Origin of the sequence: Amycolatopsis kentuckyensis (assembly GCF_002155975.1) — a bacterium.
Lineage (GTDB): Bacteria > Actinomycetota > Actinomycetes > Mycobacteriales > Pseudonocardiaceae > Amycolatopsis > Amycolatopsis kentuckyensis.
Map to the genome: position 1 here is coordinate 1 of NZ_MUMI01000523.1, position 20477 is coordinate 20477.

The following is a 20477-nucleotide window of genomic DNA, read 5'->3' on the forward strand; positions in this document are numbered from 1 at the left end:
CGCGGCGGCCGCGGAACTGCTGGGCGCCGCCGACCGCGGCGTTCAGGCCCATCGCCGCGGCCACCAGCAGCGCGTCCACCGGCGAGCCGACCACCGCCGAAGCGACCGCGCCGAGGGCCAGCACCGGGGTCAGCGGGTCGTTCAGCTCGGCGACGACGTCGGCGGCGAGGCCCGTCCCGAAGCGGACCGGCGCCGCGGCCGGGTGCCGGGCCACCGCACCGGCCACCGCGCGCACCCGCCGGGTCGTCAGTTCCCAGTGTGTGGGCTCGGTTTCCGCGTCGGCGAGGCGCTGCACGGCCTCCTCGCCGGTCAGCTCGTGCCAGGCGATCCGGGTCCGGCCGGCCGGGGGCCGTGCGGCGGCCACCCGCACCGCGGCGAGCGTGCCCATCGTCAGGCCGGTCAGCCCGCCGAGCAGCACCGGATCCAGCCGGGGCACGAACGGCACCAGCGTCCGGCGGCGGCGGGACATCAGCAGCAGCCCGCCGATCAGGCCGCCCGCGGTCGCCACCCGGGTGGCCCGCTTGCTGTTCACGCGGGCGGCACCGGCCGCCCGCAGCACGCGCCAGACGCCGGTCAGGCCCGGCCGGACGACGAGGTCGGCGCCCCAGAGCACCGGCGCGTTGCGGTCGGCGAGGGCGACGCAGAGGTCTCCGGCGAGCAGGCCCGCCACCTCGTCGCAGTTCGGGGCGCACGCGGCCGGCGGCCGTCCGACGGTGAGCACGACCCCGCCTTCGTCCTGCAGCCGCGTCACCAGCCCGAAGAACGTTTCCTCGGCGACGTCGTCGGCCAGCGCGGCGAACTCGCCGAGCCGCTCGCGGGCGCCGTCGCCGGCGATGACCACCCGCGCCTCGGCCCGGCGGGCCGCGTCCAGCACGGCTTCGGCGTGCGGATCGAGGCCGTCCTCGCCGTGCAGCGCGTCGGCGTGCAGCACGACGGTGTCCACAGTGTCCAGTGCCTTGAGCCGGTCCGGGTCGCGGACGAGCACGCCTTCGCGGGCGAACGCGGTGCCCATCGCGGTGTGGAAGGCGGTGTCGGCGTACCGGGCGGGCATCGGCGACGCCGCGAGGAACGCTTCGGCGGCTTCTCGCGGGTTGCGGCGCACCAGCAGGTCGGCGAGCGCGGCGAGCAGTCCGCCGCCGACGGCGTTGCGGGCGTAGTCCTCCATGGGGATCCGGACGCGGCGCTCGGCCGGTGTCACGCCGAGGCTGGGCCGCTCCGGCGAGCAGAGGTCGTCGTGGTGGGCGTCGAACGCGGTGAGCCGGGCGATCGCCTCGGTGAGCTGCCCGGTGCGCAGGAGGGCGTCCAGCACCAGTTCGAGGGGGTCCTGGCTCAGCCCGCGCACCGCGGCGGACACGCCCGAGCGCGCCAGTTCGGCCGTGTACCAGCCGAACTGCTCGTCCAGCGCGGCGCGGACGGCCGGGTGTTCCCGGGCCGCGGACACGGCCGCGCGCACGGCTTCGTGCAGCCGTCCGGAACGCACCGCCCGGGTACCGACCGAAACGGCGAGGCCGGCGACGTCCATCGCGAGGGCGAGCGCCGCCGTCCGCACCCCGTAGGTGTCACCGGGGTGGGCCGGGGCGGAGTCACCGGGCTCGGCCGGCGTCAGCCCGTGCCGCTCGCAGCGGCCGGCGACCCAGTCGAGAACCCGGTCGGCGGCGGTCTCGTCGGCCAGGTGGAGGACCACACTGCCGAGCCCGCCGTCCCAGTAGGCGCCGGCGACGTCGGCGTGCGCGGCCAGCTCGGCGGCGAAGGCCGAGCCGTCCGGACGGTCTCCGGTGGGCCGCAGCGGGACGTGCAGCCGCCGTCCCGCGCGCCACACGGCGGAGCGCGGACCCGCGGCGTTGCGCACGACCCGCGCGGCGCGGACGGCGGTGCGGCTGCTCGTGCGGGTCGCCTCCGCCGCCGTCCCGGCCGCCCCCGTGACCAGTTCCCCGGCGAGCGGGCCGAGCACTCGTTTCGCTTGCCGTGTGATGAGGACCGGGCCGGCCAGGGCCAGCGTCATCCCCATCTTCGTCACCGCGGCCAACCCACCGAGCACACCGACCTCCGCCTGCCGATCCTGTCCGTTCCGCGTTCCCCGGTGGCCGGAGGTCAAAACCCGCACGCCCTGATCGCGCGACGGAGCTGGACCCCGGTGGCGGGCGGACGTAGCCTCGCGCGGGTGACGGGGTCGTTCTGGTGGGACCTGCTGATCGGTGCCGCGGCCGCGCTGCTGCTCGCGTGGGCCGCCCTCGTCGTCGCGCTCATCGTCGTCCGGCCGCGCGGCGGGCTGCTCCGGGAGGCGCTGCGGCTGCTGCCGGACGTGCTGCGGCTGGTCCGCAGGCTGGCCGCGGACCAGACCCTCCCGCGCGGGGTCCGGATCCGGCTCGGCCTCCTGCTGGCCTACCTCGCGCTGCCGATCGACCTGGTGCCGGACTTCATCCCGGTGCTCGGGTACGCCGACGACGCCATCATCGTCAGCGCCGTCCTGCGCTCGGTCGTGCGCCGTGCCGGGCTCGAGGCCGTCCGCGCCCACTGGCCCGGGACCGACGACGGGTTCGCCGCCCTCGCCCGCCTGACGAGGTTGCCTTGACGTTTACGGCAACGTCTAGCTTCTCGAAGGTGAAGTTCGGAATCAGTTACAGCAGCCCCTTCTTCGGCGCCGACCCGGAAACGATCGCCGGGTTCGCCCGGGACGCGGAGGAGTGCGGGTTCGAGTCGTTGTACCTGCCGGAGCACGTCGCCCTGTACCCGGGCGCGAAGATCGGGCCGATGGAGCTGCCGCCGTCCCTGCCGTACGCGGACCCCTTGGAGTGCCTGAGCTTCGTCGCCGCCGTCACCAGCCGCATCCTGCTGGGCACCGGTGTCCTGCTGCTGCCCTACCACCACCCGGTGGTGCTGGCCAAGCGGCTGGCGACGGTCGACGTGCTGTCCGGCGGGCGGATGCGCCTGCTCACGGTCGGCGTCGGGGCGCTGCCCGGCGAGGCACGGGCGGCCGGCGTCGACTTCGCCACCCGCGGCCGCCGGGCGGACGAGGCCATCGACGTCCTGCGGCTGGTGTGGGCGGGCGGCGAAGAAGGCGTCTCCTTCGATGGCGAGTTCTTTTCCTTCGAGGGGGTCAGCAGCTTCCCGAAGCCGGTCGGTGTCCGCACCCTGCCGATCCACGTCGGCGGTTCGAGCCCGGCCGCGGCCCGGCGGGCGGGACGGCGCGGTGACGGGTACTTCCCCGGCGGCGCGCTCACGGCGGACGAGCGCCGCCGCCAGTTCGAGCTCGTCCGGGCCACCACGAGCGACCCGGACACCATCCAGTACACGCGGTGGGGATCGCTCGGCATGTCCACAGAGGACGTGGCCGGACTGGCCCGGCAGGGGGTGACCCGCGTCGTCGTCACGCCGGGCACGGCGGAACCCGGCCGCAGGCGGGACGAGATGGCCGAGTTCGCCGAGCGGTTCGGCCTCAGCTGACGTCGTCCACCAGGGACTCGATGCCCGGCGGCAGGCTCGCCCGCCGGGCCCGGTCGGCCACGAAGCCCGCGATCGCCGCCCGCAGCGCGCGCACCGCCCGGGTCGGTTCGAGGTCGGCGCGGTGGGCCAGCTGCACCACGCGCGTCATCCCCGCGTCGGGCGTGAAGCGGGTCATCCGGAACCGGTCGCCGGCCACCGTGCTCGGGACCACGGCCGCGCCGACGCCCGCGCGGACCAGTTCCAGCACCGCGTCCATCTCGCCGCCCTCGATCGCGAACGACGGCTCGAACCCGGCCGCGCGGCAGGCGTTGACCGTCGCCTCGCGGACGTCGTAGCCGCGGCGGAACATCACCAGCGGGACGTCGGCGAGCTCGCCGATGCCGAGGCGGTCACCCGCGATGGGCGCGTCCGGGGCGGAGATCACCACCAGCTCCTCCAGCAGCAGCGGGGTCGCCGTCAGGCCGGCGTCGGCCGTCGTCCGGGCGCCGGCCAGCAGCGCCAGGTCGAGCGCGCCCTCGGCCAGCCGCTGCCGCAGGTCGCCCGAACCGCTTTCGTGCAGCTCCAGCTGGATGCCCGGGTACCGGCGGCGGAACGCCGCGAGCATCGACGGCAGCAGGCCGGTGCACAGGCTCGGCGGCGCACCCAGCCGGACCCGGCCGCGGTCGAGCTCGGCCAGCTCCCGGACGGCCAGCCGCGCGGTTTCGGTGTCGGCGAGGATCCGCCGCGCGATCGGCAGCAGCGTCTCGCCGGCCTCGGTGAGCGTGACGTTGCCGCGGATCCGGTGGAACAGCGGCGCGCCGAGGTCGTGCTCGAGGGCGCGGATCTGCTGGGACAGCGACGGCTGGGCCACCCGCACCTGTTCGGCGGCGCGGGTGAAGTGCCGGTGCTCGGCGACGGCGACGAAGTAGGCCAGCTGCTGGAACTGCATAGGGTCAGCCTATCGATAGCAGAGCCATCATGTCTTTGACCTCTGGTCGACGCGCTCCTAACGTCGGTCGGGTGACCACCCTCGTCCCGCACCGGCGCTCCGCCGCCCGGCGCTTCTGGGCTTCGACGATCGGCAAGAAGGCCGTCATGGCGGTGAGCGGCCTGCTCCTGCTCGCCTTCGTGTTCGCGCACATGGTCGGCAACCTCAAGACGTTCCTCGGCGCCGACGAGCTCAACCACTACGCGGGCTGGCTGCGCACGATCGGCGAACCGGTGCTGCGCCGCGAATGGTTCCTCTGGCTCCAGCGCGCGGTCCTGCTCGCCGCGCTGGTCCTGCACGTCACGGCGGCCGTGCAGCTGGCCCGCCGCGACCGCCGGGCCCGGCCGGTCCGGTACGTCCACCGGCCGCCGGCGCGCGCGACCTTCGCGGTGCGGACGATGCGCTGGGGCGGCGCGACGCTCGCGGTGTTCGTCGTCTGGCACATCCTCGACTTCACCGTCGGCACCGTGAACCAGGACTTCGTCCCCGGCGACCCGTACCACAACCTCGTCGCGGACTTCCAGGTCTGGTGGGTCAACCTGATCTACCTCGTCGCCCTGGCCATGCTGGGCCTGCACATCCACCACGGGTTCGCCAGCGCCGCACGCACGCTGGGCGTCACCCGCCCGCGTCGGGAACGCGCGATCAAGATCTTCGGCAGCACGACGGCGGTCGTGGTCGCGGGCGGCTACGCCCTCGTCCCGGTCGCGATCATGACGGGACTGGTGCACTGATGTCCGATTACCGCGTGGGCGACCCGATCGCCGACACGAAGGCGCCCGCCGTGCCTCTCGAAAACCGCTGGGACGAACGGAAGTTCGCCGCCAGGCTGGTGAACCCGGCGAACCGGCGCCGGCACCGGGTGATCGTCGTGGGCACCGGGCTGGCCGGCGGTTCGGCCGGGGCGACGCTGGCCGAGCAGGGCTACCACGTCGTGCAGTTCTGCTTCCAGGACTCGCCGCGGCGCGCGCACTCCGTCGCGGCTCAGGGCGGCATCAACGCCGCGAAGAACTACCGCAACGACGGCGACTCGGTGTACCGGCTCTTCCACGACACGGTCAAGGGTGGTGACTTCCGGGCCCGCGAGTCCAATGTGTACCGGCTGGCCCAGGTGTCGGCGCAGATCATCGACCAGGCCGTGGCCCAGGGCGTGCCGTTCGCCCGGGAGTACGGCGGCCTGCTGGACACGCGGTCCTTCGGCGGCGTGCAGGTGCAGCGGACGTTCTACGCGCGCGGCCAGACCGGCCAGCAGCTGCTGATCGGCGCGTACCAGGCGCTGTCCCGGCAGATCGACGCCGGGAACGTCGAGCTGCACGCGCGCACCGAGATGCTGGACCTCGTCGTGGCCGGCGGCCGGGCCCGCGGCATCGTCGCGCGCGACCTGGTCACCGGCGAGATCACGACGCACCTCGCGGACGCCGTCGTGCTCGCGACCGGCGGGTACGGCAACGTCTTCTACCTCTCGACGAACGCGAAGGGCTCGAACGCCACGGCGATCTGGCGGGCGCACAAGCGCGGTGCCTACTTCGCGAACCCGTGCTTCACCCAGATCCACCCGACGTGCATCCCGCGCTCGGGCGAACACCAGTCGAAGCTGACGCTGATGAGCGAGTCGCTGCGCAACGACGGCCGCATCTGGGTCCCCAAGCTCGCCGGCGACACCCGGCCGCCGGGGGAGATCCCCGAAGACGAGCGAGATTACTACCTCGAGCGCCTGTACCCGAGCTTCGGCAACCTCGTGCCGCGCGACATCGCCTCGCGAGCGGCCAAAAACGTCTGCGACGCCGGGTTCGGCGTCGGGCCGGGCGGTCTCGGCGTCTACCTCGACTTCGCCGACGCGATCGCGCGGCTCGGCCGGGCGGCGATCGAAGCCCGCTACGGCAACCTCTTCGACATGTACCAGCGCATCACCGCGGAAGACCCGTACGCGGTGCCGATGCGGATCTACCCGGCCATCCACTACACGATGGGCGGGCTCTGGGTGGACTACGACCTGCAGAGCACGATCCCCGGGCTGTTCGTGATCGGCGAGGCGAACTTCTCCGACCACGGCGCCAACCGGCTCGGCGCGTCGGCGCTGATGCAGGGCCTCGCCGACGGCTACTTCGTGCTGCCGGCGACGGTCAACGACTACCTCGGCAGCACCCGGCTCGACGACGTCCCCGCTGCCGCGGTCCGCGAAGCGGAGAGCGAGGTGCGCGAGCGGATCTCGCGGCTCCTGGCGGTGCGGGGGACGCGGTCGGTCGACTCGTTCCACCGCGAGCTGGGCCTGCTGATGTGGGACCACTGCGGGATGTCCCGGACGCGCGAAGGCCTGCGCAAGGCCCTGGAGCGGGTGCCGGAGCTGCGGGCCGAGTTCTGGCGCGACGTCCGGATCCCGGGCGGCGGCGCGGAGCTCAACCAGGAGCTGGAGAAGGCGAACCGCGTCGCCGACTTCCTGGAGCTGGCCGAGCTCATGCTCGTCGACGCTCTCGCGCGCGAGGAGTCGTGCGGCGGGCACTTCCGCGAAGAACACCAGACGTCGTCGGGGGAGGCGTTGCGGGACGACGGGAACTTCGCGCACGTCGCCGCGTGGGAGTACGGCGCCGAGCCGGTGCTGCACCGCGAGGAACTGGTTTTCGAGCACGTCCACCCGACCCAGCGGAGCTACACATGAAACTCACCGTCCGCGTCTGGCGGCAGGCCGGCCCGGCCTCGGAAGGGCGGCTGGTCGCCTACCCGGTCGACGGCGTCGGCCCGGACATGTCGTTCCTCGAGCTGCTGGACGTGCTGAACCAGCGGCTGATCGAGGCGGGCGACGAGCCGGTGGCGTTCGACCACGACTGCCGCGAGGGCATCTGCGGCTCGTGCGGCGTGGTGATCAACGGCCGGGCGCACGGCCCCGAGCGCACGACGGCGTGCCAGCTGCACCTGCGCTCCTTCGCCGACGGCGACGTCGTCGATGTGGAACCATGGCGCGCCAAGGGTTTCCCGATCGTCAAGGACCTGGTGGTCGACCGCTCGGCACTCGACCGGATCGTCCAGGCGGGCGGCTACGTCAGCGCGCCGACGGGCAGCGCGCCGGACGCGCACGCGACCCCGGTGCCGAAACCGGACGCGGACCTGGCCTTCGACAACGCGACGTGCATCGGCTGCGGCGCCTGCGTGGCGGCGTGCCCGAACGGCTCGGCGACCCTGTTCACGGCGGCGAAGGTGACCCACCTGAGCCTGCTGCCGCAGGGCGCTCCCGAACGCGCGAGCCGGGTGCTCGACATGGTGGACGCGATGGACGCCGAGGGTTTCGGCGGCTGCACCAACACGGGGGAGTGCGTGGCATCGTGCCCGAAGGGGATCCCGTTCGCGAGCATCGCGACGCTCAACCGCGAGTACCTCGCCGCGACCCGCTCCGGGCGGCGCTGACGACCGGCCGGAAGTCCGGCAGCAGCTCACCGAACCGGCGGTGCCCCCGCGGGGTGATCCGCAGCTCGCGGTCCTCCGGGCCGCGGCGGACCAGGCCGTCGGCCAGGAAGGCCGCCAGGACCTCGTGGCCGAGGATCCCGCCGAGGTGCGGAACGCGGTGGGTCCGGTCGAGGCACGCCGTCGCCGGCCGCCGCCGGCCGGGATCGATCTCCGACGGCGAGACACCCAGGTCCCGGAAGGCCGACAGGTCGTCGCCGAGGGCCACGTCGGCGGCGGAACCGTCCGGCTGCCGCACCGCTCCGCGCGAGACGAGCAGGGCGAACACCGCCACGCCGAGGCGGCCCGCCGCGTGGTCGTAACACGTGTGCGCGAGGTCCGCGCCCGACTCCGCCCGATCCGGCGGGGTGATGCCCTCGTTGCCGGCGTAGTGCGCGAGGGCGGTGAGCACGCCCAAGAGGTCCTCGCGGCCGACGCGGTACACCGCGTGCCGCCCGGTGTGTTCGGCCGTCACCAGCCCGGCCGCCCGCAGGCGGGCCAGGTGGTTGCCCAGCCGGGGTGCGGTCACCCCGAGCGCGTCGGCCAGCTGCACCATCGTGTGCGGGCCTTCCGCCGCCAGCACCTGCAGGGCCGTGAGCCGCACCGGGTCGGCCAGTTCGCGCGTCAGCTCGACGATCGCGCCCTGGACGGCGTTGCCCGCATCGACCAGTCCGCCCATCACCGTTCCTTCCGCCGCGCGCGAGCCTAGCACGCTTCACGAGTACGTGAATGATGTTTGCAACCAGCCGGCCGGGGAATTACCCTTCACGTCTTCATGAAGGGTGGATGCATGGCCGGGCTGCGAAGTCTTCTGTGGGGTCGCGGGGTTTCCGCCCTCGGTGACGGCCTCTGGTTCACGATCTGGGCGCTGTACCTCACCCGGATCGCCGGGCTCCCGCCGGTCACGGTCGGCGCCGGGCTGGCCGTCGCGAGCGCGGTCGGCATGGCCGCCGCGGTACCGCTGGGCGCCTTCGCCGACCGGGCGGGCGCGCGGCCGGTGCTGGTCGTGCTCACGGTGGTGCGGGCCGCCGCGATGGCCGGCTACCTCGCGGTGGACGGCACCTGGTCGTTCCTGGCCGTCACGGTGCCGTTCACCGCCCTGGCCACCGGCGGGACGGCGGTGCGCACCGCGCTCGTCACGGCGCTGGTCGCCGAGCCGGCCGAGCGGGTGCGCGCGCTGGCGCGGCAACGGGTGGCCCAGCACGTCGGGTACGCCGCCGGTGCCGGGCTCGGCGCCCTGGTGCTCACGGCCGACGCCCGGTGGGCCTACACCCTGGCCATCGCCGGGAACGCCGTCAGCTTCCTGGTCCTCGCCGGCGCGACCCTGCTGGTGCCCGCACCCGCACGGACCGCGGGAAAGACGGCGACCCGGGCGGTGCTGAAGGACCGGCCCTACCTGTGCGTCACCGCGGCCACGGCCGTGCTTTCGCTGTGCTGGGCCATGTTGTCGGCCGGCTTGCCGCTGTGGCTGTCCCGCTGGACGCACCTGCCACTGGGCCTCGGCGGGGTCGTCGTCGTGATCAGTTCGGTCGGCATCGCGGTGTTCCAGGTGCCGTTCGCGCGGTTCGCGCGCACGGCAGGCCAGGCCGCGAGAACGGCGGTGGTGTCCGGGACGGTGCTCGCGGCCGGCTGTGCACTGCTCGCCACGACGTCCGGCGGCTCGGGGGCGGCCGCCGTCGCGGTGGTGGGGCTGGCCGCGGTGCTGCACGTCGTCGGGGAACTGGCGTACGTGGCCGCCAACTGGGGCCTGTCCGTGCGGTTGATGCGCGAAGACGCCAAGGGCGCCTACCAGGGTGTCACCGAAGCGGCCACGGCCACCGTGCAGATGGTGGGGCCCGGCGTGTTCACCCTCGCGGTCGGCGGCCTCGGCGGCCCCGGGTGGTTGCTCGTCGCGGCGGTGTTCCTCGCGGCGGTCGCGCCCGTGCCCGCGTTGACCCGCTGGGCCGTCCGGACCCGGCAGCCCGTGGCGGCCGGCTGAGCGACGCACGTCACGCTCGCGGTCCGGAACACCAGCGGGGCCGGGACGTTGTACAGAGTGTCGGTACGGCGGTGTCCCCGGGCCTCACCCCTTGCCTTCACGGAATACCGGTCACGCTGGAGCCGTGTTGAGCCGTTCGCCGCGAGGCGACCCCCGTACCGGCCTCGAACTCCCGCCTCCGCTCGCAGGTCGACCCCCCTCGGACCTCCGCTGAGCGGAGGCGGGCCTGATTCCACGGCATCACCGCCGCCGCCGCCGCAGCAGCCGCCCGGTCAGGCCGACCCCTTCGTAGGTCAGGACACCGCACACCGGGATCACGGCGAAGAAGAGGACTTCTTCCAAGGGGATCCCGAACGGGGCACGCAGGCCGGTGACGAACGCCGGGTCGAAGTGCCAGACGCCGGCCGCGATGGCCAGGGCGTCCCAGACGAGGAACACGCCCGCCACCGGCAGCACCGCGCGGACCAGCCGGCCCGGCCGGCGGTACACCCGCGCGCCGGCCAGTTCGATCGGCAGCGTCACGACCACGCACACGCCCAGCACGATCAGGTATTCCGCGCGGCCCACCTCAGCGGGCTCCGGGACGGGTGCGGTCGCGCGGTTCGTCAGGCACCCGGGAATTCTGCCCCGGATCCCGGAATCCCGCAGGCAACCGCTGTTTGCCGCCGCCGGCGCCGGGTACACCGGTCCCGGCGGTGCCCGCCCGGTGTTCGAGCTCAGCCCGTGGTCTCCACAACCCGGGCATCCGGGCGGGTCACCGCTGCCATCAGGGGATGCCAGCGCGTCGCGTCGAAGATCAGCGTGATGGCCTCGATCTTCCCGTCGCGCAACCGGAAGTGCTCCGCGGTGTGCTGGACGCCGACCGGCGTCGCGGTGTGCACGTCGTAGACGAGCGTGGCCTCCGCGTCGCCGTAGAGCTCGCTGATCATCTCGACGCCGGTGACGATCCCGACGAATCCCGCGAGCCCGTCGAGATGGCCGCGCGTGTCGGCGGATTCGATCAGCGGGCTGCGGAAGGTGAACGTGCCGGCCAGCTGCGCGGCCGCGGCGGTCACGTCGCCGTCGAAGCGGGCGCGGTGGTAGGCCTGCACGGTTTCCCTGGTGCGGGTGGTCATCGGTCCTCCAGGTGCCGGGTGAGGTGGTACTGGTTCTCGGCCAGCCGCAGGCACAGGTGCCGCAACTGGGTCGTCTCGGCGGCGGTGAAGCCCCGGAAGAGCGCGGCCATGGCCAGCTGCGAGGGCCGGCGGAACTCCGCCAGCCAGGTCTCGCCGTCCGCGGTGATCCGGACCTGCACCGACCGCCGGTCGTGCGGGTCGGGGACGCGCTCGGCGAGCCCGGCGCGTTCGAGCGTGTCGACCAGGCCGGTCACGTTCCGGGAGCTCACGCCGGCGGACGCGGCGAGGTCCTTGATGTTCGCGCCGCCGGTGGCGAGCCGGATCAGGATGTCGAGGGCGCCGGGGCTGAGGCCGCGGCTGTCGGTGCCCCGGGACCGCAGCCCTTCGAGGCTCCGCGCGGCCGTGCGGACGGCAGCCGCGGCTTCGAGCACGCCGGTGTCTTCGCCGAGAGTGAACGCGGCCAGCGCGCCGCGGACCTCGGGGGAGTAGAGCCGGTCGTCCTCGTCCCGGGCGAAGTTGAGTACGTCATTCATAGTGAGGCACTACATTAGTACGTACTTCCGTATCTCTGTCAACAACTCTGTCCGGGGCCTGTCCGCTCGCAGGCGTTAACCAGGGTTTCGCCCGGCGTTAGCCTCGGTCCCGGGACAGGTTCGCTTTTCGCCGCCCATACTGACCCGGCTCGCCACCACGACCCCCCGGAGTCCCCATGACGGACGTCAACCGACGACGTTTTCTGCAGCTCGCCGGCGGTACTGCCGCCCTTTCCGCGCTGTCCACCAGCATCGCCCGCGCGGCGGAGATCCCCGCGTACCACCGGACCGGGACGCTGCGGGACGTCGAGCACGTCGTGGTGCTGATGCAGGAAAACCGGTCGTTCGACCACTACTTCGGCACCCTGCGCGGGGTCCGTGGTTTCGGTGACCCGCGGCCGGTGACGCTGGCGAACGGGAAACCGGTCTGGGCGCAGTCGGACGGCAAGCGCGACATCCTGCCGTTCCACCCCGAAGCGGACAACCTGGGCCTGCAGTTCATCCAGGACCTCCCGCACGGCTGGAACGACACGCACGCGGCGTGGAACGCGGGCCGCTACGACAAGTGGGTGCCCGCGAAGGGCTCGACCACGATGGCGTACCTGACCCGCGAGGACATCCCGTTCCACTACGCCCTCGCCGACTCGTTCACCATCTGCGACGCCTACCACTGCTCGTTCATGGGCTCGACCGACCCGAACCGCTACTACATGTGGACCGGGTACACGGGCAACGACGGCAAGGGCGGCGGCCCGGTCCTCGGCAACGACGAAAAGGGCTACTCCTGGACGACCTACCCCGAGCGCCTGGAGCAGGCCGGGGTGTCGTGGAAGATCTACCAGGACGTCGGCGACGGCCTCGACGCCGCCGGCGGCTGGGGCTGGATCGAGGACGCCTACCGCGGCAACTACGGCGACAACTCGCTGCTGTACTTCGACTCCTACCGCAACGCGAAGCCCGGCGACGCCCTGTACGAGAAGGCCCGCACCGGCACGAACGCCAAGGCGGGCGAAGGCTACTTCGACCGGCTGCGCGCGGACGTCAAGGCCGGGCAACTGCCGCAGGTCTCCTGGATCACCGCGCCGGAGGCGTTCTGCGAGCACCCGAACTGGCCGGTGAACTACGGCGCCTGGTACATCGCGCAGGTTCTCGACGCGCTCACCGCGAACCCGGACGTGTGGAGCAAGACCGCGCTGTTCATCACCTACGACGAGAACGACGGCTTCTTCGACCACGTCGTCCCGCCGTACGCGACGGCCGGCCAGTCCACTGTGGATACCGCGGGGGAGATCTTCGCCGGCTCGGCGGCGAACCCGGCCGGCCCGTACGGGCTCGGGCAGCGCGTGCCGATGCTGGTGGTGTCGCCGTGGAGCAAGGGCGGCTACGTCTGCTCGGAGACGTTCGACCACACGTCGATCATCCGGTTCGTCGAACGGCGCTTCGGCGTGCCCGAGCCGAACATCTCGGCCTGGCGCCGCTCGGTGTGCGGCGACCTGACCTCGGCGTTCGACTTCGCCCGGACCGACGCGCGGGTGCCCGCCCTGCCGGACACGGCGGCCTACGAGCCGCCGGACCGCAAGCGGCACCCGGACTACGTGCCCGCCGTCCCGGCCGACGCCGTGCTGCCGAAGCAGGAGCCCGGGCTGCGGCCGGCGCGGGCCCTGCCGTACGACCTGGCCGCCGACGCCCGGGTCGGGGACGGTTTCCGCCTGACGTTCGTCAACCAGGGCCGGGCGGGCGCGACGTTCTACGTCACGTCTCCGGGCGGCGAGCCGTGGACGTACACGGCGGGTGCGGGCTGCTCGCTCGCCGCCACGCTGCCCGTCTCCGGGGGTTACGACTACACCGCGCACGGGCCGAACGGGTTCGTCCGGCAGTTCCGCGGCGCCGTGGCGGGGCCCGAGGTGAGCGCGCGTCCGGAGGGGCGCAGCGGCAACCTGGCGCTGGTCCTGACCAACAGCGGCAGCACGCCGGTGCGGCTCACGCTGACCGACGCGTACGCCCGCCGTTCGACGTCGCGGCTCCTGCGGCCGGGCGCGCGCGTGGTCGAGGTGGTGGACACGGGGCGCAGCGGCAACTGGTACGACGTCTCGGTGGTTTCGGACCGCGACCCGCGCTTCCTGCGCCGCCTGGCGGGCCACGTCGAGACGGGGCGGCCGAGCACGAGCGACCCGAACACGCGCACGCGCTGAGCAAGATCGAATCTGTCACCCGGCCGGGTTCACCCGGCCGCGTCCGCGAGTGTTGCGGGGCCTGTTCCGTGGTGGGAGCGTCGGGGAACCGACTGTTTTCCCACCACGGAACCAGGAGCGCTGATGACCACCACCGAGATGCCGGCCGTGCACGAGTGCACGGTCAGCGGTTGCTCGTACAACCACGACGGCTGCCACGCGTTCGCGATCACCGTCGGCGGCGACAACGGCTCCGCGGACTGCGGCACGTTCGTCCCGCTGAACACGAAGGGCGGCCTGGACCGGGTCGTGGCCCAGGTCGGGGCCTGTTCCCGGGTGGACTGCCGGCACAACTCGTCGCTGGAGTGCACCGCGGACAACATCCGGGTCGGCCCCGGCGACGGCGGCCACGCGGCGAACTGCCTGACGTACACGACGAGGTAGCGCCGCTGGGGCTGCCGCCCGCGTCCTGAACGGCTCGTTCCTGATCTCTGCTGCCGGGAACGAGCCGTTCAAGGCCGCGCATCCGAGTCAGCCGGGTTCCGGTGCCACCCCGAACTCGAGGGCCGTCCGGCCGCCGGACACCTCCGTCGTCCCGCGCAGGACCAGGCCGCAGCCCCGCGCCTGAGCGGGTCGAAGAAGCTGCCGGGCACCACTCCCGCCCGGTCGGCGAGCCCGCCCGCCGCGAAGCGCTCCGCCGCCGCGGCCGCCGAGGGGGCCAGGTCCAGCACCGAGCCGTGCACCGCCGCGTGGGCGCGCAGGATCTCGGCGAGCGCGAAGCCGTCCCCGCCGCCGACGTCGACGATCCGGGGGAAGCGGCTCCAGTCGAAGCGCTCGGCGATCTGTGGCGCCTGCGCCTGGAACCGCCAGTTCATCGGGGCGTCGAACGAGCGCCGCAGCCGTGGTTCGGCGTCGATGTCGGTCCAGAAATCGCCGCCGTACCGGTGTTCGTAGGCAGGCGTGCCGGTGGTGACCGTCTCCAGCAGGTCCGCGAGGCCGAGCGTCGCCGCTACCCGATGGCCATGGGCGTGGCCAGGTCGGCCATCGCGAGAATCGACTGCTTCACCGGTCGAGCGTGGCGACGGCGTGGCATCATGGCGATCGTCAAACCGAACGAAAGGCGTCGCTGATGGACGCTTTACCGAACGCTGATGGCGGTCCGTCGATCCGCGACATGCTGGCGGTCAACCTGCGCGCGGCGCGGGCGGCGCGCGGCCTGTCGCTGTCCGAGCTGTCCCGGCGGTCGGGCATCGGCAAGGCGACGCTGTCGCAGCTCGAAGGCGGCACCGGCAACCCGACCATCGAGACCGTCTTCAGCCTGTCCCGGGTCCTGGAGGTGGCCATCTCCGACCTGCTCGACCACCGCCCGCGCGGCGGGCTCACCGTCGTGCGCGCCGCCGAGGTCGAAGTGCTCCGCGGCGAGGGCGTCGACCTGCGGCCGTTGCGCCGGATCGAGGCCGAGAACAGTGTCTTCGAGGTGTACGACCAGCTCGTCCGCGGGGACGCGCCGCAGCGCTCGCAGGGCCACGTCGGCGTCGAGCACACCGTCGTGCAGGCCGGCCGGCTGTGCGTCGAGGTCGCCGGGCGGAGCGTGGACCTCGGGCCCGGCGACTACGTCGCGTTCGACGCCCGCGAGCCGCACAGCTACACCGCGCCGGACGGTCCGGTGCAGTCGGTGCTGCTGCTGCAGTACCGCGCGGACGAACGCCTCGACGGCCGGCCGCACCCCGTCCTGCCGGATTGACACCCGTCCCGACCGAGACCTATCGTTCGCTATACCGAACGCTGGAGGGTCGATGAACCGAACGCGGGTGGTGGTGATCGGCGCCGGCATCGTCGGTGCGGCGTGCGCCCGGGAACTCGCCCGCGCCGGCTTCGACGTCCTGGTCCTCGACCGTGGCCGGCCCGCGGGCGGCACCACGTCGCACGGCGAAGGCAATCTCCTGGTCTCGGACAAGGGACCGGGCGCCGAACTCGCGCTCGCACAGCTGTCGGCCCGGCTCTGGCCGCGGGTACTGGCCGAAATCGCCGACGACGACCCGCGCGCGGCGGCCGCGACGGAGTTCGACCCGAAGGGCGGCATCGTCGTGGCCACCACCGAAGCCGGTGCCGGCGCGCTCCTCGCGTTCGCCGGGGCCCAGGCCGCGGCCGGGGTCCGCACCGAGCGGCTCGATGCGGCGGACGTCGCGGCGGCCGAGCCGGCGCTCACCCGGCAGCTGACCGCCGCCGTCCGCTACCCGGAGGACGCCCAGGTGCAGCCGGCCGCCGCCGCGCTCGCGCTGCTGGGTTCGGCGCTGCGCCACGGCGCCCGGCTGCGCACCGGGGCCGAGGTCACCGGCGCCCGGATGGCGGGCGGCCGGATCACCGGGGTGCACGTGGCAGGCGAAGTGGTCGAGGCGGACGTCGTGGTGAACGCGGCGGGGCCGTGGGGCGGGGGAACTGTCGGCCCGGCTGGAGGCGCCGATCGCGGTCCGCCCCCGGCGCGGCGAGGTCCTGGTGACCACGCCGATGCCGGGCGTGGTGCGGCACAAGGTCTACGACGCGGACTACGTCGGCGCGGTCGGCACGGGCAGCGGCGAACTGCAGACGTCGGCCGTGGTCGAGTCGACGCACGGCGGGACGGTGCTGATCGGCTCGTCCCGCCGCCGGGTGGGGTTCGACGACACGATCCGGCCGCACGTGCTGGGCGCGATCGCGGCCAAGGCCGTCCGGCTCTTCCCGGCCTTGGCCGACGCCGCGGTGATGCGCGCGTACGGCGGCTTCCGGCCGTACGTCGACGACCACCTGCCGGTGCTGGGGGAAGATCCGAGGCTCGGGAACCTCTGGCACGCCACCGGACACGAAGGGGCGGGGATCGGCTTGAGCGTCGGGACGGCCCGGCTGCTGCGCGAACTGCTGACGGGAGCACCACCGTCGATGCCGGTGGCAGAGTTCACCGTGGACCGTCCGGCGGTGCTGGCGTGAGCGGGCGGCCGATCGCGATCACCGTCGACGGCGAGACCGTCACCGGGCTCGCCGGGCAGACCGTCGCCGGTGTACTGCTCGCCGCGGGCCGGCTGTCCTGGCGCACCACGCGGTCCGGCGCGCCACGCGGGGTCTTCTGCGGGATCGGCGCCTGCTTCGACTGCGTGCTCACGGTCAACGGCGTCGCCGACGTCCGCGCCTGCCGCCGTCGCGCCGCCGACGGCGACGAGATCCGGACCCAGACGCGGGAGGAGGACGCGTGACGCACGTCGTCGTCATCGGCGCCGGCCCCGCCGGGCTCGCGGCGGCCGAACACGCGCTCGCCGCCGGCGCCGAGGTCACCGTCCTGGACCAGGCGGACGCGCCGGGCGGGCAGTACCACCGCGGAGCCTCGCACCGGTTCGCGGCGCTCCTGGACCGGTGCACGTGGTGGCCGGAAGCCACTGTCTGGGCCCTGGAGGGCAAGCGGGTCCACGTCCTGCGCGGCCCGGCCGACGGGACGAACCGGCATCGCCACACCCTCGAACCCGACGCGCTGGTCCTGGCCACCGGCGCGCACGACCGGGTCCTGCCGTTCCCCGGCTGGCAGCTGCCCGGCGTGTTCACCGCGGGCGCCGCGCAGGCCCTCGCCAAGGGGGAGCGGGTCGCCGTCGGACGGCGGGTGCTCGTCGCCGGGGCCGGGCCGTTCCTGTTGCCGGTCGCCGAGTCCCTGCTGGCCGTCGGCGCCGGAATACTCGCCGTCCTGGAGGCGAACCCGGCGCGCACTGTCCTCAACGGATGGTCGTGGCGCGCGGCGGCGCACGTCGGCAAGGTGAACGAACTGGTTCGTCATGCCGGCACCCTGGCCCGGCACCGCGTCCCGTACCGCATGGGCCACGCGGTGATCGAAGCCCGCGGCGACGACCGGGTCCGCGAAGCCGTCACTGCCCGCGTCCGCGCGGACTGGTCGGTCGTGCCCGGCACCGAACGCACCTACGAGGTCGACGCCCTCTGCGTCGGGCACGGCTTCGTCCCGCAGCCCGAACTGGCCGTCGCGGCCGGCTGCGTCCTCGACGGCGGGTTCGTCCGGGTCGGCGACGACCAGCGCACCGGCGTCGCCGGGGTGTTCGCCGCGGGGGAGCTCACCGGCATCGGCGGTGCGGCCGCCGCCGCTGCGGAAGGCGCGGTCGCCGGGTGGGCCGCCGCCGGGCGGACGCCGAGCCGCGCGCTGGTGAAACGGCGTGACCACGCCCGTGCCTTCGCCCGCCGCCTGGCCGCCGCCCACCCGATCGGCGCGGCGTGGCCCGGCTGGCTGCGCGAGGACACCGTCGTCTGCCGCTGCGAGGAAACCACCTGCGGCGACCTGAAAAGCGCCGCCGCGGACCCGGCCACCCCCGGTCCGCACGCGCTCAAGCTCGGCACCCGCGCCGGCCTCGGCCCGTGCCAGGGCCGGATGTGCGGCCCCGCCGTCGCCGAACTGTGCGGGAGCACCGAGCGGCACCACCGTCCGATCGCCCAGCCGATCCGCCTGGGCGAGCTCGCCGAGCCGAAGGAGATCCCATGAGCACCCGCGACCTCGGCGGCGTGGTCGTCGCCGCCGCGCTGCCGTACCGGGCCGACGACGCCGCGCCGGCCGGGCTGGCCGTCGACTACGACGCCTACGCCGAGCACTGCCGGTGGCTGGTCGGGAACGGCTGCCGTGGGGTCGGCCCGAACGGTTCCCTCGGCGAGTACTCCTCGCTGACCGACGAGGAACGCCGCCGCGTCGCCCGCACCGCGATCGAGGCCGTCGGGACGGACGGGATCGTCGTCGTCGGTGTCCACGGACCCGGCGCGCACCAGGCCCGGTACTGGGCCGAGGCGGCGGCCGAGGACGGCGCGCACGGCGTGCTGTGCCTGCCGCCGACGCTCTACCGCGCCAACCGCGGCGAGGTGCTCGCCCACTTCGAGGCCGTCGCGTCGGCAGGGCTGCCGGTGATGGTCTACAACAACCCGTTCGACACCAAGGTCGACCTCACGCCGGACCTGCTCGCCGAGATCGCGCAGATCGACAACGTCGTGGCCGTCAAGGAGTTCTCCGGCGACGTCCGCCGCGTGCTGGAGATCCGGGAGCGGGCCCCGGAGCTGGCCGTGATCAGCGGCGCCGACGACGTCGTCCTGGAGAGCCTGCTGATGGGGGCCACCGGCTGGTTCGCCGGGTTCCCCAACGTGTTCCCGGCCGAGTCGGCGCGCCTGTTCGAGCTGGCCACGGCGGGCAAGCTCGAGGAGGCCAGGGCGCTCTACGAACCGCTGGTGGCCGCGTTCCGGTGGGATTCGCGCACCGAGTTCGTCCAGGCCATCAAGCTCGGGATGGACATGGTGGGCCGGCGCGGCGGGCCGTGCCGGCCGCCGCGAGGCCCGCTTTCGGACGTCCACCGCGAGCAGGTCCGCGCGGACATGGGCCGTGCGCTCGCGGCGCTGGGGGTGGCGTAGATGCGTTCCTCGCGCGCGATCACGGCGGTCGACTCGCACACCGAAGGCATGCCGACCCGGGTGGTGACCGGCGGCGTGGCCCCGATCCCGGGTGCCACGATGGCCGAGCGCCGCCGGTACTTCATGGCGCACCTGGACCACCTGCGGCAGTTCCTGATGAACGAGCCGCGCGGCCACTCGGCGATGAGCGGCGCGATCCTGCAGCCGCCCTGCCGCGAGGACGCGGACTGGGGCGTGGTGTACATCGAGGTGTCCGGCTGCCTGCCGATGTGCGGCCACGGCACGATCGGCGTGGCGACGGTGCTGGTGGAGACGGGCATGGTCGAGGTGACCGAGCCGACGACGGTGGTGCGCCTGGACACCCCGGCCGGGCTGGTGCACGCGGAGGTCACGGTCCAGGACGGGCGCGCCACCCGGGTCAAGTTGCGCAACGTGGCGTCGTTCCTCGCCGAGCGCGACGCCGAGGTCTCCGTGCCGGGCCTGGGCACGGTCCGCTACGACCTCGCCTACGGCGGCAACTTCTACGCCATCCTCGACCTGTCTGCTGTGGACATCCCGTTCGACCGGGCGGAGAAGGACCGGATCCTGTCGGCGGGACTGGCCATCATGGCCGCGATCAACGAGCAGCGGCCGCCGAAGCACCCGGAGGACCCGCTGATCGGCGGGTGCAAGCACGTCCAGTTCCTGGCGCCGGGCTCGGACGCGCGGGCGTCGCGGAACGCGATGGCGATCCACCCGGGCTGGTTCGACCGGTCACCGTGCGGCACGGGGACGTCCGCCCGGATGGCGCAGCTGCACGCCCGCGGCGAGCTGCCGCTGCACACGCCGTTCGAGAACTCGTCGTTCATCGGCACGACGTTCACCGGCTCCCTGGTCGCCGAGACGACGGTGGGTGGCGTGCCGGCGGTGGTGCCGGAGTTCTCCGGCCGGGCGTGGATCACCGGCACGGCGACGTACCTGCTCGACCCGTCGGACCCGTTCCCGGCGGGATTCGTGCTCTAGGCGGGCTGCCAGAGCTCGATCCGGTGCCCTTCGGGATCGGTGACCCAGCCGAACCGGCCGACGCCGTCCATGTCCTGAGTGTCGTCGGCGACGTTCGCGCCGCGGGCGCGGAGCTGGTCGAGCATGGCGTCGAGGTCGCGGACCCGGAAGTTGAGCATGGTCTGCTGGGTTGCGGAGCCGAAGTAGTCGGTCCCGGCCTCGAACGGCGCGAAGACGGTCGGGCCGGGCTGCTGCTGCCAGAGGCCGTTTTCGTCGGTGTCGAGCCCGAGGCAGTCGCGGTACCAGGTGGCGAGGGCGGCGGGATCCGCGGCGCGGATGAAGTACCCGCCGATGCCGAGCACACGTTCCATGCGCCGATCCTGCCAGCCGGGCTGCTGGCAGGGCGGGTGACACGCGGGCTGCCCGGCCGGGGCGCCG

The 20477-nt window shown here is 73.7% G+C and carries 20 protein-coding genes and 2 pseudogenes; 14 read left to right on the top strand and 8 right to left on the bottom strand.

The features are described 5' to 3' along the window. Positions 1–2038, bottom strand: a pseudogene (locus CCN39_RS39805) (cation-translocating P-type ATPase); the annotation flags it as partial. Between the two features lie 123 nt (positions 2039–2161). Here CCN39_RS39805 and CCN39_RS39810 point away from each other — a divergent pair. Continuing rightward, the gene (locus CCN39_RS39810) at positions 2162–2572 is read left to right on the top strand and encodes a YkvA family protein (protein ID WP_086851259.1); all 411 of its coding nucleotides are present in this window, start codon (positions 2162–2164) and stop codon (positions 2570–2572) included. Positions 2573–2601: 29 nt separating this feature from the next. Continuing rightward, positions 2602–3444: a TIGR03619 family F420-dependent LLM class oxidoreductase gene (locus tag CCN39_RS39815; protein WP_086851261.1), complete on the top strand. Its 843-nt coding sequence runs from the start codon at positions 2602–2604 to the stop codon at positions 3442–3444. On the opposite strand, the gene CCN39_RS39820 is transcribed toward CCN39_RS39815, so the two are convergent. Continuing rightward, a complete protein-coding gene (locus CCN39_RS39820) occupies positions 3437–4372 on the bottom strand; it encodes a LysR family transcriptional regulator (RefSeq protein WP_086851263.1) in 936 nt (311 codons plus the stop codon). The two genes, CCN39_RS39815 and CCN39_RS39820, sit on opposite strands and share 8 nt — an antisense overlap. Before the next feature lie 29 nt (positions 4373–4401). Here CCN39_RS39820 and CCN39_RS39825 point away from each other — a divergent pair, with 29 nt between their 5' ends. From CCN39_RS39825 to CCN39_RS39835, 3 genes are read left to right on the top strand one after another with little or no spacing between them, the layout of a single operon-like run. Then, complete coding sequence (locus tag CCN39_RS39825; RefSeq protein WP_086851265.1) at positions 4402–5145, top strand: succinate dehydrogenase cytochrome b subunit; 744 nt, start codon at positions 4402–4404, stop codon at positions 5143–5145. After that, positions 5145–7067, top strand: coding sequence for a fumarate reductase/succinate dehydrogenase flavoprotein subunit (locus CCN39_RS39830; protein ID WP_086851267.1), 1923 nt, complete (start codon positions 5145–5147; stop codon positions 7065–7067). Before CCN39_RS39825 ends, CCN39_RS39830 begins: the two co-directional genes overlap by 1 nt. Further along, positions 7064–7810: a succinate dehydrogenase/fumarate reductase iron-sulfur subunit gene (locus tag CCN39_RS39835; RefSeq protein ID WP_086851269.1), complete on the top strand. Its 747-nt coding sequence runs from the start codon at positions 7064–7066 to the stop codon at positions 7808–7810. Before CCN39_RS39830 ends, CCN39_RS39835 begins: the two co-directional genes overlap by 4 nt. Here CCN39_RS39835 and CCN39_RS39840 read toward each other — a convergent pair. Beyond that, complete coding sequence (locus CCN39_RS39840) at positions 7767–8525, bottom strand: ArsR/SmtB family transcription factor (protein ID WP_086851271.1); 759 nt, start codon at positions 8523–8525, stop codon at positions 7767–7769. The two genes, CCN39_RS39835 and CCN39_RS39840, sit on opposite strands and share 44 nt — an antisense overlap. Before the next feature lie 111 nt (positions 8526–8636). Between CCN39_RS39840 and CCN39_RS39845 the strand changes: the two genes are divergently transcribed. After that, entirely contained in the window at positions 8637–9824 is a 1188-nt protein-coding gene (locus CCN39_RS39845; protein WP_086851273.1) for an MFS transporter, read from the top strand. Positions 9825–10064: 240 nt separating this feature from the next. Here CCN39_RS39845 and CCN39_RS39850 read toward each other — a convergent pair whose 3' ends face one another. From CCN39_RS39850 to CCN39_RS39860, 3 genes are all read right to left on the bottom strand, one after another. After that, on the bottom strand, positions 10065–10391 hold the full coding sequence (locus CCN39_RS39850; RefSeq protein ID WP_086851275.1) for a lycopene cyclase domain-containing protein: 327 nt from the start codon (positions 10389–10391) through the stop codon (positions 10065–10067). Positions 10392–10540: 149 nt separating this feature from the next. Next, positions 10541–10939 (bottom strand): nuclear transport factor 2-like protein, encoded by a 399-nt coding sequence (locus tag CCN39_RS39855; RefSeq protein WP_086851278.1) that lies wholly within the window; start codon positions 10937–10939, stop codon positions 10541–10543. Next, positions 10936–11472 carry a MarR family winged helix-turn-helix transcriptional regulator gene (locus CCN39_RS39860; RefSeq protein WP_086851280.1) on the bottom strand — a complete coding sequence of 179 codons (537 nt, stop codon included), beginning with the start codon at positions 11470–11472 and terminating at the stop codon, positions 10936–10938. The genes CCN39_RS39855 and CCN39_RS39860 overlap by 4 nt, the downstream gene beginning before the upstream one ends. Positions 11473–11648: 176 nt before the next feature. Here CCN39_RS39860 and CCN39_RS39865 point away from each other — a divergent pair, with 176 nt between their 5' ends. Together CCN39_RS39865 and CCN39_RS39870 are read left to right on the top strand one after the other, a co-directional pair. Then, positions 11649–13664, top strand: coding sequence for a phosphocholine-specific phospholipase C (locus CCN39_RS39865; RefSeq protein WP_086851282.1), 2016 nt, complete (start codon positions 11649–11651; stop codon positions 13662–13664). Positions 13665–13787: 123 nt separating this feature from the next. Next, a complete protein-coding gene (locus tag CCN39_RS39870) occupies positions 13788–14087 on the top strand; it encodes a DUF1540 domain-containing protein (protein ID WP_086851284.1) in 300 nt (99 codons plus the stop codon). Positions 14088–14155: 68 nt separating this feature from the next. Here the strand turns inward: CCN39_RS39870 and CCN39_RS39875 are convergent, their stop codons facing one another. Then, positions 14156–14629: a methyltransferase gene (locus CCN39_RS39875; protein ID WP_341867725.1), complete on the bottom strand. Its 474-nt coding sequence runs from the start codon at positions 14627–14629 to the stop codon at positions 14156–14158. Positions 14630–14772: 143 nt separating this feature from the next. Here CCN39_RS39875 and CCN39_RS39880 point away from each other — a divergent pair, with 143 nt between their 5' ends. From CCN39_RS39880 to CCN39_RS39905, 6 genes and pseudogenes are all read left to right on the top strand, one after another. Next, on the top strand, positions 14773–15387 hold the full coding sequence (locus CCN39_RS39880) for a helix-turn-helix domain-containing protein (protein ID WP_086851286.1): 615 nt from the start codon (positions 14773–14775) through the stop codon (positions 15385–15387). A gap of 52 nt (positions 15388–15439) precedes the next feature. Continuing rightward, positions 15440–16607, top strand: a pseudogene (locus CCN39_RS39885) (NAD(P)/FAD-dependent oxidoreductase). Then, entirely contained in the window at positions 16604–16870 is a 267-nt protein-coding gene (locus CCN39_RS39890) for a (2Fe-2S)-binding protein (protein ID WP_086851288.1), read from the top strand. The pseudogene CCN39_RS39885 and the gene CCN39_RS39890 overlap by 4 nt, the downstream one beginning before the upstream one ends. Continuing rightward, the gene (locus CCN39_RS39895) at positions 16867–18150 is read left to right on the top strand and encodes an FAD/NAD(P)-dependent oxidoreductase (RefSeq protein ID WP_086851290.1); all 1284 of its coding nucleotides are present in this window, start codon (positions 16867–16869) and stop codon (positions 18148–18150) included. Before CCN39_RS39890 ends, CCN39_RS39895 begins: the two co-directional genes overlap by 4 nt. Next, positions 18147–19058, top strand: coding sequence for a dihydrodipicolinate synthase family protein (locus tag CCN39_RS39900; RefSeq protein WP_086851292.1), 912 nt, complete (start codon positions 18147–18149; stop codon positions 19056–19058). The genes CCN39_RS39895 and CCN39_RS39900 overlap by 4 nt, the downstream gene beginning before the upstream one ends. Beyond that, on the top strand, positions 19059–20060 hold the full coding sequence (locus CCN39_RS39905) for a proline racemase family protein (RefSeq protein ID WP_086851293.1): 1002 nt from the start codon (positions 19059–19061) through the stop codon (positions 20058–20060). Here the strand turns inward: CCN39_RS39905 and CCN39_RS39910 are convergent. Continuing rightward, positions 20057–20410 carry a VOC family protein gene (locus CCN39_RS39910; protein WP_086851295.1) on the bottom strand — a complete coding sequence of 118 codons (354 nt, stop codon included), beginning with the start codon at positions 20408–20410 and terminating at the stop codon, positions 20057–20059. The two genes, CCN39_RS39905 and CCN39_RS39910, sit on opposite strands and share 4 nt — an antisense overlap. Between the last annotated feature and the right edge of the window lie 67 nt (positions 20411–20477).

What these genes read in the sequence shown, in the direction of transcription:
- CCN39_RS39900 (WP_086851292.1), top strand. Translation starts at nt 18,147, where the DNA reads ATGAGCACCCGCGACCTCGGCGGCGTGGTCGTCGCCGCCGCGCTGCCG.
- CCN39_RS39865 (WP_086851282.1), top strand. Translation starts at nt 11,649, where the DNA reads ATGACGGACGTCAACCGACGACGTTTTCTGCAGCTCGCCGGCGGTACT.
- CCN39_RS39845 (WP_086851273.1), top strand. Translation starts at nt 8,637, where the DNA reads ATGGCCGGGCTGCGAAGTCTTCTGTGGGGTCGCGGGGTTTCCGCCCTC.
- CCN39_RS39855 (WP_086851278.1), bottom strand. Translation starts at nt 10,939, where the DNA reads ATGACCACCCGCACCAGGGAAACCGTGCAGGCCTACCACCGCGCCCGC.
- CCN39_RS39860 (WP_086851280.1), bottom strand. Translation starts at nt 11,472, where the DNA reads ATGAATGACGTACTCAACTTCGCCCGGGACGAGGACGACCGGCTCTAC.
- CCN39_RS39870 (WP_086851284.1), top strand. Translation starts at nt 13,788, where the DNA reads ATGACCACCACCGAGATGCCGGCCGTGCACGAGTGCACGGTCAGCGGT.
- CCN39_RS39905 (WP_086851293.1), top strand. Translation starts at nt 19,059, where the DNA reads ATGCGTTCCTCGCGCGCGATCACGGCGGTCGACTCGCACACCGAAGGC.
- CCN39_RS39880 (WP_086851286.1), top strand. Translation starts at nt 14,773, where the DNA reads ATGGACGCTTTACCGAACGCTGATGGCGGTCCGTCGATCCGCGACATG.
- CCN39_RS39910 (WP_086851295.1), bottom strand. Translation starts at nt 20,410, where the DNA reads ATGGAACGTGTGCTCGGCATCGGCGGGTACTTCATCCGCGCCGCGGAT.
- CCN39_RS39830 (WP_086851267.1), top strand. Translation starts at nt 5,145, where the DNA reads ATGTCCGATTACCGCGTGGGCGACCCGATCGCCGACACGAAGGCGCCC.
- CCN39_RS39820 (WP_086851263.1), bottom strand. Translation starts at nt 4,372, where the DNA reads ATGCAGTTCCAGCAGCTGGCCTACTTCGTCGCCGTCGCCGAGCACCGG.
- CCN39_RS39825 (WP_086851265.1), top strand. Translation starts at nt 4,402, where the DNA reads ATGTCTTTGACCTCTGGTCGACGCGCTCCTAACGTCGGTCGGGTGACC.
- CCN39_RS39835 (WP_086851269.1), top strand. Translation starts at nt 7,064, where the DNA reads ATGAAACTCACCGTCCGCGTCTGGCGGCAGGCCGGCCCGGCCTCGGAA.
- CCN39_RS39840 (WP_086851271.1), bottom strand. Translation starts at nt 8,525, where the DNA reads ATGGGCGGACTGGTCGATGCGGGCAACGCCGTCCAGGGCGCGATCGTC.